Source organism: Pelomonas parva (assembly GCF_043555835.1).
Taxonomy (GTDB): Bacteria; Pseudomonadota; Gammaproteobacteria; order Burkholderiales; family Burkholderiaceae_C; genus Pelomonas; species Pelomonas parva.
In genome coordinates this window covers 310,999-324,486 of the sequence record NZ_JBIGHV010000007.1, presented here as the reverse complement: position 1 = coordinate 324,486, position 13,488 = coordinate 310,999, and the positions used below count along the sequence as shown (strand labels likewise).

Sequence of the window (13,488 nt, the reverse complement as noted above, 5' to 3'; positions counted from 1 at the left end):
GCCCAAAGCTGTCCGGCGCCGCCACCGGGCATAAGCATTAACGCTCTAGTGCATTAGCGCATCAGTGCCAGAATCGCCCGCCAAGATGAACTTCACGCTAGACCCCACCCGCCACGCCGCCCCGCAGGTTGTCGAGGCGCTGCGCGCCGCCATCATCTCGATGGAACTGGCGCCCGGCATCGCCCTGGACCGCGGCGAACTGGCGCAAGGCTTCGGCGTGAGCCAGACGCCTGTGAGAGACGCCCTCATCCGGCTCAGCGAGGAAGGCCTGGTCCTCATCCGCGCGCAGTACACGACCCAGGTCACCCGCATCGACGTGCCGGCCGCCCGGGAAGCCCACTTCCTGCGCCGCTCCATCGAGATCGAAATCGCGCGCCAGCTGGCCCTCACGCATGAAGAGTCGGTGATCACGGACCTGCGCCTGCAGCTGTCGCGCCAGGTGGATCTCGCCGAGAAGAAGGACTTCCTCGGCTTCATCGCCGCCGACAAGGAGTTCCACCGGCTCATGTACGTCGCTGCCGGCCTGCCACGGCTGTGGTCGGTGGTGGTACGCATGTCGGGGCATGTCGACCGCCTGCGGCTGCTGCACTCGCCGTTTGCCGGCAAGACGGCGTCCATCCTGGACGGGCACGAGGTCATCCTGGACGCCATCGCCTCGGGTGACGCCGAGGCGGCGCAGCAGGCCGTGCGCGAGCACCTGTCCGGCACGCTGGCGTCGGTGGACGAGATTCAGCAGCGGTATCCCGAGTACCTCATTCTTTAGGGCCGGCCTGGAAGCGATGCAGCGTCGCCGAGTGGAACACCTCGCCTGGCCGCAGCACGGTGCTGGGCCAGTCGGGGCCGACGCGGCGGTTGGGTGAGTCGGGGCTGTGCTGGGTTTCCAGGCAGACGCCCGCGCCGCGCCTGTAGGGCCGCCCGCCGGGGCTGGTGAGCGTGCCGCCCAGCCAGGTGCCGGCGTAGAACTGGATGGCCGGCTCGGTCGTCAGGATGTCCATGCGGCGGCCGGAGGCCGGGTCGCTCAGGCTGGCCGCCGCGTGCAGGGCGCCGTCCAGCGAATGGTCCAGCAGCCAGTTGTGGTCGTAGCCCACGTCCATGCCGATGACGCGCTCGCGGCGGAAGTCGAAGGGGGTGCCCTCCACGGCCACATGGCGCAGCGGGATGCCGGTCGCGTCCGGCTGCGTGTAGCGGCTGGCGTTCAGCGTCAGCCGGTGGTCCAGCGCCGCGCCGGACTCGGCGCCGGCCAGGTTGAAGTAGGCATGCGACGTGAGGTTGATGACCGTCGGGCTGTCCGTGGTGGCCTCGTAGTCGACGCGCCAGGTCATGTCCGCACCCAGCGTGTAGCGCACGGCCACGTGCAGGTTGCCGGGGAAGCCCATGTCGCCGTGCGGGCTCAGCAGTTCCAGCAGCAGGCTGACGCTGCCATCGGCTGCCGGCCGCTGCGGCGTCCCCCGCCACAGCTTCGCGCCGAAGCCGGCCGGGCCGCCGTGCAGGCAGTTGGCGCCGTCGTTGGCGACGAGCGAGTGACGCTCGCCATCCAGCTCGAAGCTAGCGCCGGCGATCCGGTTGGCATAGCGGCCGGCAATGACGCCCAGGTGGGAGCCGGCACCGGCAAGGTAGGCCTCCAGGCTGGCCAGGCCCAGGACAACGTTGTCAACGCGGCCCGAAAAATCCGGCAGCCAGAGGCCGGTGACGATGCCGCCCCAATCCAGCGCCGTCAGCGCGAGGCCGCGGCCGTTGTCGAGGCGGTATTCGTGGGCCGTGCGGCCGTCCGGCAGGCGGCCGTAGTCGCGCACGCTGACGCTGGGTTCATTGTTCAAAGCACGGCTCCGCGGGCGTTGACGTAGAGGGCATACAGCGAATGGCTGCTGGCCATGAAGAGGCGGTTGCCCTTGGCGCCGCCAAAGCACAGGTTGGCGCAGCGCTCGGGAAGGTGGATGTGGGCCAGCGGCTCGCCTTGCGCGCTGTAGACGCGCACGCCGTCCAGCGTCGCCGGGTCCACACCCGGCTGACCGCCGCCGCCGAAGCCGCACCAGAGGCGGCCGGCCGTGTCCACCGCAATGCCGTCGAAGGCGCCGGGGCCTTCGGCGTCGATGAGCAGGCGCTTGTCGCTCAAGCTGCTGCCGTCGACCGCGTAGCTCCAGATCAGCCGGTGCGGCTGGGCACGGCTTTCGACGACGTAGAGGCGGCTGCCGTCGGGGCTGAAGGCCAGGCCGTTCGGGCCGGCCAGGTCGTCCAGCACGCGCTGCAGTTCGCCACTGACCGGGTCGATGCGGTAGACGCCATGCGGCTGCTCGGGCGTGGCGCGCAGGCCTTCCCAGTCGCTGGCGATGCCGAACTCGGGGTCGGTGAACCAGATGCCGCCGTCGGCCGCGACGGTGATGTCGTTGGGCGAGTTCAGCGGTTTGCCGTCGAAGCGGTCGGCCAGCACCGTGATGCGGCCGTCATGCTCGGTGCGGGTGATGCGCCGGCCCAGGTGCTCGCAGCTGACGAGGCGGCCTGCCAAGTCGCGCGCATGGCCGTTGGCATTGCCTGCGGGCTGGCGGAACACGCTGACCGCACCACTGCAGTCGTCCCAGCGCAGGATGCGGTCGTTGGGAATGTCGGACACCAGCAGGTAGCGACCATCGCCGAACCACACCGGGCCCTCGGCCCATTGCAGGCCGGTGGCGAGCTGTTCGACGCAGGCCGAGAACAGCCGCAGCTCGCGGCCGGCGGGCGACAGGATCTCGAAGGCCGCGTCCGGCAGCCGCGTGGCCGTCTCGAACGGGATGCGCGGGCCGCTCATCAGTCCTGCCCCGCGAATGGGAAGGGGCCCAGCACGACGAAGGCGCCGCCCTGGTACTTCACCTCGGGTCGCGTCGGGTCGACCGGGCCTTGCTTCGCCTCGATGGCCGCGCGCCAGGGCTCGGAGCTGTCCTGCGGGCGGTAGCCGACATGCTTGCCCTGGCTGTTGTCCCACCAGGTCGTGCGGTTATCGCTGGCGCCGTAGACGATGCTGTGGCCCACCACCGGCGCGGTCAGCGCGGCAACCAGCAGGCGCTCCATGTCGTCGTGGCTGATCCAGCTGGACAGCTGGCGGCGGTCCACCGGCTCGGGCAGGCAGGAGCCGATGCGGATGGTCACCGTCTCCAGGCCGTGGCGGTCGAAGTAGAACTGCGCCAGGTTCTCGCCGAAGGCCTTGGACAGGCCGTAGAAGGTGTCCGGCCGCGGCACGACATGCGCTGGAATCGTCTCGCCCTGGCCGTAGAAGCCGGTCACGTGGTTGGAGCTGGCGAAGACGATGCGCTTCGTGCCCCGGCGCCGCGCGGCTTCGTAGAGGTTGTAGGCACCGACGATGTTGGCCGGCAGCACGGTGGAAAACGGCTTCTCGATGGACACGCCGCCAAAGTGCAGCACCGCGTCCACGCCGTCCAGCAGCTCGTACATCGCAGCCTCGTCTTCCAGCGGCGCGACGACGACTTCCTCGCCCGGGCCGGCCGGGTCCATCGCCGAGAGGTCGGAGACGCGGAGCAGCTCGCAGTAGCGCTTCATGCGCGGGCGCAGCATGCGGCCCAGGGTGCCGGCAGCGCCGGTCAACAGCAGGCGCTTGAAGCGCAGTCCGGTGAGTTCTTGCATGGGTTTGTGGGCCCGGCGTCGGGCCTTGAAGAAGGTGTCGTCGCTTCAGCGTCAGGCGCCCAGGCGCAGTGGCGGGCGCAGGCGGGGTGCGGCGTCGGACTGGCGTCGGACCAGCTCGAAGTCTTGCAGCTCATGCTCGCAGGGCAGAGGCTCGCCGTTGCGGCGCGCGCGGATGTGGCGCACCAGCAGGTCCACCGCCGCGCCGGCCATCTCCATGATGGGCTGGCGCACGGTGGTCAGTTCGGGCCAGATCGTCGTGGCCAGTGGCGCGTCGTCGAAGCCCACGACGGTCAGGTCGCTGGGCACGTCCAGGCCCATGCGGTGGGCGATGGCGACGGTGGCGGCGGCCATGTCGTCGTTGCTGGCGAAGATGGCCGTCGGGCGCTGCTCCTGCGACAGCAGGAACTCCGCCGCGTCCAGCCCCGAGCGGTAGGTGAACATGCCCTGGGCGACCACCTCCTCCTCGGCGATGTTCAGGCCCGCGTCGCTCATGGCGGCGTGAAAGCCCGCCAGCCGCCGCGAGCTGCTGCTCTGGTAGGGGTCGCCGATGATGAAGCCCAGCCGGTGGTGGCCCAGCGTCAGCAGGTGGCGCGTCATCTCATAGGCGGCCTGGTAGTCGTCGATGCCGACGGCGCAGACGGCTTCAGGTGGCACGCCGCTGGAGACGACCACAGCGGGCGTGTCGGTCTCGGCCACCAGCTTCAGCAGCGGCTGCGAATCGCAGAACGGCGGCGGCAGGATGAGGCCGTCGATGCCGTTGGCGATCATCTCGGCCACCGGCTTTTCCTCGCCGTCACGGGCGGCGTCGCAGCGCTGCACGATCAACTGCACATGGCGCAGGCTGGCCTTGTTGAGCAGGCCGATGAGGAACTCGTTGAGATAACCCGCCGTCGGGTCGATGTAGAGCATGCCGATGCGGATGGGCTCGGAGCCCGCAAGCCGGCGCGCCGCCTGGTTGGGCACGTAGTTCAACGATGCGATCGCCGCCTGCACCTTCTCGCGCGTGCCGGGGCGAACGTTGGGCTCGCCATTGACGACACGGGACACGGTCATCGGCGACACGCCCGCGAGGCTGGCCACGTCGGCGATGGTCGCCACCTTGGTGCTGCGCGCCTGGCGCACGTTTGGCTTCAATCTGCACCTCGAATCTTCATTGTTATTGCCGGTCAGGCTCAACCCCGCCGAAGTGGCAATTCTCTACCAAGGCCATGGCCGTGCCCTCAGCCGCGCCCCGGTGCGAAACCGAAGCGCAAGCTCTTGTAGTGCTCGAGCCCCTGCGCCGGCGGCCGCGTACCGGCCGGCAAGGGCAGGCCGGAGACTGACTGGAAGTAGGCAATGCAAGCATCGCGCCACCAGCGCGCCTCGCGAGCCTGCACTGCCAGATAAGCGGTGACCTCGGCATGGCGCTCGGGGTCGATGTCGGCGCGCAGCCCGGCCCAGCGGCGGCCCATGTCGTCCACGCTGGCGACGCCGGCGTCGTAGCGGGCGATCAGCTCCGCCCACAGCGTGCGACCCGACGGCATGGCATGGTCCCAGGGCAGGTGGTGGAACCACAGTAGCAGCTCGGGCGGCGTCGTGCGCGGGTCGCTCCACAGCCGGGCCAGCGCGGGCGCGTACTGGGCCACGGCGTTGCTGCCGGTGCGCGTGCGGTCGAAGCCGATGCCATCACGCGCGGCGCGGTGGAAGTAGGTCGGGTTCCAGTCGGCACGCTCCAGGTCGTTGACCCACGGGCCGGGGCCGTAGTGGTGGCCGGTGTCCATCAGGTGGTGCAGGCCCAGCGGCGTCATGTAGTCGACGACGGCCTCGCGCGAGGCCAGCATCAAGTCGACGATGGCGTCACGAGAAGCTGCCTTGTTCGTGAAGGTCTGCGCCGCCCATTCGCGGGCGACTGCGGCGGCCTTCAGGTCCGGGTCCCAGGCCATGCGGCCGAAGGCGTACCAGTTGGCCTGGTCGAACTGCGAGCCGCTCCAGTTACGGTCGGTGCCGATGTTGGCCACGCCGGCCACGGCCGTGAGCTTGTGGCCGTGCAGGCTGCCATCGACGACGCGGGCCACCGTGCCGCCACGGTGGGTGTCGGCCTGCAACACCTCCTCGAACAGCGGGCCCAGGTGCACGAGGTGGGTCGCGAAGCCCAGGTACTCCTTGGTGATCTGCAGCTCCAGCGCCAGCGGCGTCTTGGGCATCGCGCCGAACAGCGGGTGAAAGGGCTCGCGCGGCTGGAAGTCGATGGCGCCGTTCTTCACCTGCACGATGACATTGGGCGCGAACTTGCCATCCAGCGGCTGGAACTCGTCGAAGGCCTGGGCCGCGCGGTCCTTGGCCTCGGGCGCGTAGACGAAGGCCCGCCACATCACCACGCCGCCGTGCGGGGCCAGGGCCTCGGCCAGCATGTTGGCGCCGTCGGCGTGGTTGCGGCCGTAGTCCTGCGGACCGGGCTGGCCTTCGGAGTTGGCCTTGACGAGGAAGCCACCGAAATCCGGGATGGTCTTGTAGATCTCGTCCGCCTTGGCCTTCCACCAGGCGCGCACGGCCGGGTCCAGCGGGTCGGAGGTCTTCAGGCCGCCCAGTTCGCGCGGTGCCGAGAAGCGGGCCGACAGGTAGACCTTGATGCCGTAAGGCCGGAACACCCCGGCCAGCGCCGCCGCCTTGGCGAGATAGGGCGCGGTCAGCGAATCGGCCTTGGAGTTGACGTTGTTCAGCACCGTGCCATTGATGCCGAGCGAGGCATTGGCGCGGGCGTAGTCGGTGTAGCGCGCATCCAGGATGTCGGGCAGCTTCCACCAGTCCCACAGCGACGCGCCCGCGTAGCCGCGCTCGACGTGGCGGTCCAGGTTGTCCCAGTGGTTGAGCAGGCGCAGGCCCACCTTGGGCACGGAGCGCTGGTCCAGCCGTGCGAGGTTGGCGCCGGTCTGCACGGCGCGCAGCCAGGCGAAGCTGCCGTAGAGCAGGCCGGCGTCGCTGTTGGCGGCGATGACGGTCACGTCCCGGCCCTGCAGCTTCTGGCTTCGCAACAGCCAGCCTTCGCGGCCCAAATCGGCCCAAGGCACGTCAAGCCCGGCCAGCGCCTGTGCGGGCGTCGCCAGCACCAGCGCACCGGGCACCAGGCGGGTCGATAGCGCGGGCGCCTTGCCGGTCATGCCCTGCACGCCGCGCTGCAGTTCGGCGACCGCCGCCTGCAGCACTGGCGTCGTCGGCGTGGCAGCCACGATGGCGCGCGCACGGGCCTGCAACACCCCCCGCACTTCGGCGGGCACGGGGCGGTAACGCAGCCACAGGTCATAGCCGTCCTCGGCCTGCACGCGGGCCGAACCCAAGGTCAGCGCCAGGGCCAGCGCCACCCACACAAACATGGTTTTCATCTTGTCTCCATCCGGTGCACCGTGCTTCTTTCTCGAAATCCCGGCTTGCACGAAGGCAAATGGTAGCGCTACATTTGCATCCTGCAAGCAGCGACAACCCATGAATCCGGCTGCTTTTCCATCGGAGACCACGTCTTGAAACAGCCAGCCCCCGGAACCCTCGCCCTGCCGCCGTCGCGCCAGGGGTATACCCGGGGCGTCGCTAGCGTTAACACCGAACTCAGGGTGCATCAGTGACCGGGTCGGGAGTAGGCGCGGCCGTGGGCCGCCAGCGCTGGTGGATCTGCGCGCTGCTGTTTGTCGCGACGACGATCAACTACATCGACCGCAATGCGCTGTCGGTGCTCAAGACCAGCCTGCAGAAGCCTTTCGAGGAAGGCGGCCTGGCGCTGACCGACGCCGACTACGGCTGGATCACCTTCGCCTTCACCGCCGCCTACGCGGCCTTCCCGCCCATCATCGGCACGGCCATCGACCGCTTCGGCGTCAAGCGCAGCCTGGCCGTCGCGCTGATCCTGTGGTCGCTGGCCTCGGCCGCGCACGGCCTGGTTGCCACGGTCATGGGCCTGGTCATCGTGCGCTTCCTGCTCGGAATGGCCGAGGCGGCGCACTTCCCTGCGGCCATCAAGGCTGTGGCGATGTGGTTCCCGCAGCAGGAGCGCGCGCTGGCCACTGGCCTGTTCAACAGCGGCACGGCCCTGGGCATCATTGCGTCGCCGCTGACGGTCTGGCTGGCGCTGACCTTCGGCTGGCAGGCGGCCTTCGTCGCCATCGGCTTTGCCGGCCTCATCTGGCTGATCTTCTGGCAGCGCGGCTTCGCGGCGCCCGAGCAGCATGCCAAGGTGTCGGCTGAGGAGCTGGCCTACATCCGCGCCGGCCAGCCGCCGGTCACCGAGGCGGTGCGCCTGCCCTGGACGGCCCTGCTGCGCTACCGCCAGATCTGGCCCTTCCTGCTGGGCAAGATGCTGACCGACCCGGTCTGGTGGTTCTTCCTGTTCTGGCTGCCGTCCTACCTGGAGCGCGAACGCGGCCAGAACCCGCTGAAGAGCGCCGGCCTCGTCGCCCTCATCTACCTGGGCTCCAGCGTCGGCTCCATCTTCGGCGGCTGGCTGTCGGGCCACCTGACCAACCGCGGCTGGCCGGTCGGCAAGGCGCGCATGGTGACCATGGGCATCTTCGCGGCCTGCATGCCGGGCAGCATCCTGGCGTACACGACGGAGAGCTTCGCCGTCTGCGTCGCCCTCATCACGCTGGCCACGGCCTGCCACCAGGCCTGGTCGGCCAATCTGCTGACCTCGGCAACCGATCTCTTCCCCACCAAGGTCTCCGGTGCAGTCATCGGCCTGGGCGCGACGGCGGGCGGCATCGGCGGCATGTTCATCGCGCTGCTGACGGCACTGACCGTGCAGTGGACCGGCACCCAGCAATGGGCCTTCGTCTACGCCGGCGTCATGCACCTGACCAGCCTGGCCATCTTCTGGTTCTGGTTCAAGGGCCGCTTCGAGCGCGTCGATGTGGACGCCGGGCAAGACCTGACCCGCACGCACCGCCCGCTGCTGACGGCCGGTGGCCTGGTCGCGCTGCTGGGCGCCGGCCTTGTCTGGCTCATCACCGCGAACTGGGACGCCTGCGTCGCAGCCGCCAAGTTCTCCGGCGCCGCCCAGGCCCTGACCGCCGCCGGCGGCCTGGTGCTCATCGGCGTCCTGCTCCTCCACGCCGGCCGGTCGCATGCCCGGCCTGCTGCTTCCACCCTTGCCTGAACGCCTCCTCTGAAGATGATTGCCAATCCCATCCTGCCGGGCTTCCACGCCGACCCTTCCATCTGCCGCGTGCCCGGCACCGACGGTGACGACTACTACATCGCCACGTCCACCTTCGAATGGTGGCCGGGCGTGCGCATCCACCACTCCAAGGATCTCGTCAACTGGCGCCACCACAGCTATGCCTGCACGCGCACCAGCCAGCTGGACCTGACCGGCCACCCCGACTCCTCCGGTGTCTGGGCGCCCTGCCTGAGCTACTCGGGCGGGCAGTTCTGGCTGATCTACACCGATGTGCGCTCCACCGTCGGCGCGTTCAAGGACACGCACAACTACCTGATCACGGCGCCCAGCATCGACGGCCCGTGGAGCGAGCCCATCTACCTGAACAGCTCGGGCTTCGACCCCAGCCTGTTCCATGACGAAGACGGCCGCCACTGGCTGCTCAACCAGCAGTGGATCCACACGCCGGGCAAGAACCACTTCAACGGCATCCTGCTGCAGCAGTACGACGCCGAGGCGAAGAAGCTCGTCGGCCCCGTCAAGAACATCTACCGCGGCACCGAGTTGGGCGTTGTCGAAGGCCCGCACGTCTACCGCCGCAACGGCTGGTACTACCTGCTGACGGCCGAGGGCGGCACCTACTACGAGCACGCGGTGACGCTGGCCCGCTCGCGCCAGCTGGATGGCCCCTACGAGACGCTGCCCGGCAACCCGCTGCTGACTGGCTGGCAGAAGCAGACCGACGGCCTGCAGCGCAGCGGCCACGCCAGCTGGGTCGAGACGGGCAGCGGCGAATGGTTCATGGCCCACCTGTGCGGCCGGCCGCTGGAACGCAGCGGCCCGCACGCGCACCTGAACAACCCCGCCAACGGCTACGAAGACCTGCACTGCCCGCTGGGCCGCGAGACCGCATTGCAACGCCTGCACTGGCGTGACGACGACTGGCCCGAGGTCGTCGGCGGCAACGGCCAGCAGCCCAGCGTCATGGTCGAGGCGCCCAACCTGCCGGCCCACCCCTTCCCCGCCGAGCCGGCGCGCGACGACTTCGACGGCAGCGTGCTCAACCACCACCTGAACTCGCTGCGCAAGCCCTGGGACGACAGCTGGGTGTCGCTGAGCGCCCGCCCCGGCCACCTGCGCCTGACCGGCCGCGAGTCGCTGATGAGCCTGTTCGACCAGAGCCTGCTCGCGCGCCGCCAGCAGCACTTCAACTGCCGCATCGAGACCCGGCTGGACTTCTCGCCCGAGAACATCCACCAGATGGCCGGCCTGGTCGCCTACTACAACACGCGCAACCACGCCTACCTGCACGTGACGACCGAGCTGGACGGCCCTCAGCGCGTGCTGGCGCTGACGGTCAACCGCGACGCCGCCATCAGTGCGCCGGCCGAGTCCATCCCGTTGGCCGACGGCCCGGTGGACCTGGCGCTGGAGTTCAGCCACGCCACCTACCAGTTCCACTATCGGCAGGATGGCCAGGACTGGCAGCCCGTGGGCCCGGCGCTGGACACCAAGATGCTCAGCGACGAGTACGCGACCCGCTTCGTCAACGGCTTTGCCAGCAGCTTCGGCTTCACCGGCAACTTCGTCGGCATCGCCTGCCAGGACCTGTCCGGCGCGCGCAAGGCGGCAGACTTCGACTACCTCTCCTACGAAGCGAAGCCCTGATTCCAAAGAGACCCTGAACGGGCAACGACGACCTCAAAAACACCAGAGGAGACAAATGAGCCACCAGCGCCTTTCGTTCATGGAGAAGGCCGGGTACAGCTGCGGTGACGCCGCTGCGAACCTGGTCTTCATGTCCATGATCCTGTTCCAGCTGAACTTCTACACGGACGTGTTCGGCCTGTCGGCCAACACGGCTGCCGCCATCCTGCTGTGGCCGCGGCTGTGGGATGCCGTGTTCGACCCCGTCATGGGCGTGCTGGCCGACCGCACCAACACCCGCTGGGGCAAGTTCCGCCCCTGGGTGCTGTGGACCTCGGTGCCCTGGTGCGTCGTCATGATCCTGGCCTACACCACACCCGACCCGGCCTGGGGCTGGAGCACCGGCATGGTCATCGCCTACGCGGGCATCACCAACACGCTGCTGATGACGCTCTATTCGATGAACAACATGCCCTACTCGGCCATGAGCGGGGTCATGACGTCGGACCTGAACGAGCGCACCAAGCTCAACTCCTACCGCTTCGTGTCGGTCAACGTCGCGCAGTTCGCGGTGGGCGGCCTGACGCTGCCGCTGGTGGCCAAGTTCGCGCAAGGCGCCGACCGCGCGCACGGCTGGCAGATGACGATGACCATCTGGGCGGTCGCCTGCCTGATCCTCTTCCTGGTCACCTTCTTCACGACCAAGGAGCGCATCAAGCCGCTGGTGGAGACCCAGTCCTCGCCCAAGCAGGACTTCCTGGACCTGCTGAAGAACGGCCCGTGGATCGCGCTGGTGGCCTACACGGTCTTCCACTTCGGCATGCTGGCCCTGCGCGGTGGCGCCCACTACAACTACTACCACCACTACGCCGACAAGGCGGCGATGTTCGACTTCCTCGCCGCCGTGGGGCTGACGACGCCCGACGCGGCCAGCACGGGCACGCTGGCCGACTGGCTGGGCTACATCGTCCACGGCACGCGCGACCAGCTCGCCAGTTCCAACGTGGCCGACGTGTTCAACAGCCTCATCAACATGGCCGGCACGGCGACGACCATCATCGTCATCATGCTGTCCGTGGGCCTGTCGGCGCGCTACGGCCGGCGTGCCATCGGCGTCTGGTGCTTCGGCCTGTCGACGCTGACGGCCTGTGCGCTGTACTTCCTGCCGCCGGACGCCGTCTGGGCCATGATGGGCCTGCACATCCTCGGCGCCATCGTCTACGCGCCCACGGTGGCCGTCATGTGGTCCATGTACGCCGACGCGGCCGACTATTCCGAATGGCAGACCGGCCGCCGCTTCACCGGCATGGTGTTCGCCACCATCGGCTTCTCCCTGAAGGCCGGCCTGGCGCTGGGCTCGGCCAGCCTGCTGTGGATGCTGGCCGGCTTCTTCGGCTACGACACGCAGATGCCCACGGCGCCCAACGCCATCGAGGGCTACCGCGTCATGTCCAGCTGGGTCGTCGGTCTGCTGTTTGCGGGCTGCACCCTCAGCCTGCTGGCCAACAAGCTCGACAAGCAGACCACCTTGAAGATGGCCGACGAACTCGAACAGCGCCGCCGCAAGGCTGGCGTCGCGCCGGCCACCGCCTAACCTTATCCATCACCACCCCTTTTCCCGTAGTAAGGACCTCGCCATGAGCACCGCCTATTCCGATCTCCCCGTCGTTCAATACGAAGGCCCCTCCTCCACCAACCCGCTGGCCTACCGCTGGTATGACGCCAACCGCGTCGTGCTGGGCAAGACGCTGGCCGAGCACCTGCGCCCGGCCGTCTGCTACTGGCACAACTTCTGCTGGAAGGGCGAGGACGTCTTCGGCCTGGGCAACACCGTGTTCCAGCGCAGCTGGTTCAACGAGGCCGACCCCGTCAAGGCCGCCTACATGAAGCTGGACGCCGCGTTCGACTTCTTCGCCAAGCTCGGCCTGCCCTACTGGTGCTTCCATGACCGTGACGTGGCCCCCGAAGGCGCGACGCTGGCCGAGTCCAACCGCATCCTCGACGGCCTGCTCGAAGCCGCCGCCAAGAAGATGCAGGACGGCAAGGTCGGCCTGCTGTGGGGCACGGCCAACCTGTTCTCGCACGGCCGCTTCATGAGCGGCGCCTCCACCAACCCCGACCCTGAGGTCTACGCCTACGGCGCCGCGCAGGTCAAGCACGCGCTGGAGTGGACCAACCGCCTGGGTGGCCAGAACTACGTGCTGTGGGGCGGCCGTGAAGGCTACGAGACGTTGCTGAACACCGACCTCAAGCGCGAGCTGGCCCAGTACGGCCGCTTCCTGTCGTCGGTCGTCGAGCACAAGCACAAGATCGGCTTCAAGGGCACCATCCTCATCGAGCCCAAGCCGCAAGAGCCCACCAAGCACCAGTACGACTACGACAGCGCCACGGTCTACGGCTTCCTGAAGACCTACGGCCTGGAGAACGAGGTCAAGGTCAACATCGAAGTCAACCACGCCACGCTGGCCGGCCACAGCTTCGAGCATGAAGTCGCCACCGCCTGCGCGCTCGGCATCTTCGGCTCGCTGGACGCCAACCGCGGCGACGAGCAGCTGGGCTGGGACACCGACCAGTTCCCCAACAACCACGTGCAACTGGTCCCGGCGATGCTGGAAATGATCCGCGCCGGTGGCTACACGACCGGCGGCACCAACTTCGACGCCAAGGTGCGCCGCCAGTCCATCGACCCCATCGACCAGCTCGAAGGCCACATCGGCGGCATGGACACCATGGCCCGCGCCTTCCTGAGCGCCGCTGCGCTGTACGAGAGTGGCCAGCTGGAGAAGGTGGTCGCCGACCGCTACGCCGGCTGGGAAGGCGACCTGGGCAAGAAGATCCACGGCGGTGCGAGCCTGGATGACCTGGCCAGCATCGTGCACACGCAGGGCATCGCGCCCCAGCCGCGTTCCGGTCGCCAGGAGCGCCTCGAGAACATCGTCAACAACTTCGTCTAAGGACTGTTGACCCCTCGCTCAGGATCGCCTGCTGAACGCGGGCGATCCTGATCGGTCCCCCGAGGGGACGGCGATGCTTGCGGCATCGAGCCGCAAGCACATCGCCAGACGGGCCGGCTTGGGAGCGGCCCGGCGCTCGGCCCAAACGCA

At 68.6% G+C, this 13,488-nt stretch carries 10 protein-coding genes; 5 read left to right on the top strand and 5 right to left on the bottom strand.

All coding sequences use genetic code 11. The features are described from left to right. The first annotated feature begins 85 nt into the window (after nt 1-85). Nucleotides 86-763 (top strand): GntR family transcriptional regulator, encoded by a 678-nt coding sequence (locus tag ACG00Y_RS19825; protein WP_394481830.1) that lies wholly within the window; start codon nt 86-88, stop codon nt 761-763. Here ACG00Y_RS19825 and ACG00Y_RS19820 read toward each other — a convergent pair. From ACG00Y_RS19820 to ACG00Y_RS19800, 5 genes are all read right to left on the bottom strand, one after another. Further along, nucleotides 753-1,817, bottom strand: a complete 1,065-nt coding sequence (locus ACG00Y_RS19820; protein ID WP_394481828.1) for an aldose epimerase family protein — start codon at nt 1,815-1,817, stop codon at nt 753-755. The two genes, ACG00Y_RS19825 and ACG00Y_RS19820, sit on opposite strands and share 11 nt — an antisense overlap. Beyond that, entirely contained in the window at nt 1,814-2,785 is a 972-nt protein-coding gene (locus tag ACG00Y_RS19815; protein ID WP_394481827.1) for an SMP-30/gluconolactonase/LRE family protein, read from the bottom strand. The genes ACG00Y_RS19820 and ACG00Y_RS19815 overlap by 4 nt, the downstream gene beginning before the upstream one ends. Continuing rightward, nucleotides 2,785-3,615, bottom strand: a complete 831-nt coding sequence (locus ACG00Y_RS19810) for an NAD-dependent epimerase/dehydratase family protein (RefSeq protein WP_394481825.1) — start codon at nt 3,613-3,615, stop codon at nt 2,785-2,787. Before ACG00Y_RS19810 ends, ACG00Y_RS19815 begins: the two co-directional genes overlap by 1 nt. A gap of 51 nt (nt 3,616-3,666) precedes the next feature. Further along, nucleotides 3,667-4,749 (bottom strand): LacI family DNA-binding transcriptional regulator, encoded by a 1,083-nt coding sequence (locus ACG00Y_RS19805; RefSeq protein WP_394481824.1) that lies wholly within the window; start codon nt 4,747-4,749, stop codon nt 3,667-3,669. Between the two features lie 86 nt (nt 4,750-4,835). After that, on the bottom strand, nt 4,836-6,974 hold the full coding sequence (locus ACG00Y_RS19800) for an alpha-glucuronidase family glycosyl hydrolase (RefSeq protein WP_394481822.1): 2,139 nt from the start codon (nt 6,972-6,974) through the stop codon (nt 4,836-4,838). 233 nt (nt 6,975-7,207) lie between these two features. Between ACG00Y_RS19800 and ACG00Y_RS19795 the strand changes: the two genes are divergently transcribed. Genes ACG00Y_RS19795 through xylA form a run of 4 tightly spaced genes read left to right on the top strand, consistent with a single transcriptional unit; the run spans nt 7,208 to nt 13,338 of the window. Beyond that, a complete protein-coding gene (locus tag ACG00Y_RS19795) occupies nt 7,208-8,734 on the top strand; it encodes an MFS transporter (RefSeq protein ID WP_394481821.1) in 1,527 nt (508 codons plus the stop codon). 15 nt (nt 8,735-8,749) lie between these two features. Further along, nucleotides 8,750-10,405 carry a glycoside hydrolase family 43 protein gene (locus tag ACG00Y_RS19790; protein ID WP_394481819.1) on the top strand — a complete coding sequence of 552 codons (1,656 nt, stop codon included), beginning with the start codon at nt 8,750-8,752 and terminating at the stop codon, nt 10,403-10,405. A gap of 55 nt (nt 10,406-10,460) precedes the next feature. Then, entirely contained in the window at nt 10,461-11,978 is a 1,518-nt protein-coding gene (locus ACG00Y_RS19785; protein ID WP_394481817.1) for an MFS transporter, read from the top strand. Nucleotides 11,979-12,021: 43 nt separating this feature from the next. After that, nucleotides 12,022-13,338, top strand: coding sequence for a xylose isomerase (gene xylA / locus ACG00Y_RS19780; RefSeq protein ID WP_394481815.1), 1,317 nt, complete (start codon nt 12,022-12,024; stop codon nt 13,336-13,338). The last annotated feature ends 150 nt before the right edge of the window (nt 13,339-13,488 follow it).

What these genes read in the sequence shown, in the direction of transcription:
- ACG00Y_RS19825 (WP_394481830.1), top strand. Translation starts at nt 86, where the DNA reads ATGAACTTCACGCTAGACCCCACCCGCCACGCCGCCCCGCAGGTTGTC.
- ACG00Y_RS19815 (WP_394481827.1), bottom strand. Translation starts at nt 2,785, where the DNA reads ATGAGCGGCCCGCGCATCCCGTTCGAGACGGCCACGCGGCTGCCGGAC.
- ACG00Y_RS19810 (WP_394481825.1), bottom strand. Translation starts at nt 3,615, where the DNA reads ATGCAAGAACTCACCGGACTGCGCTTCAAGCGCCTGCTGTTGACCGGC.
- ACG00Y_RS19800 (WP_394481822.1), bottom strand. Translation starts at nt 6,974, where the DNA reads ATGAAAACCATGTTTGTGTGGGTGGCGCTGGCCCTGGCGCTGACCTTG.
- ACG00Y_RS19790 (WP_394481819.1), top strand. Translation starts at nt 8,750, where the DNA reads ATGATTGCCAATCCCATCCTGCCGGGCTTCCACGCCGACCCTTCCATC.
- ACG00Y_RS19785 (WP_394481817.1), top strand. Translation starts at nt 10,461, where the DNA reads ATGAGCCACCAGCGCCTTTCGTTCATGGAGAAGGCCGGGTACAGCTGC.
- xylA (WP_394481815.1), top strand. Translation starts at nt 12,022, where the DNA reads ATGAGCACCGCCTATTCCGATCTCCCCGTCGTTCAATACGAAGGCCCC.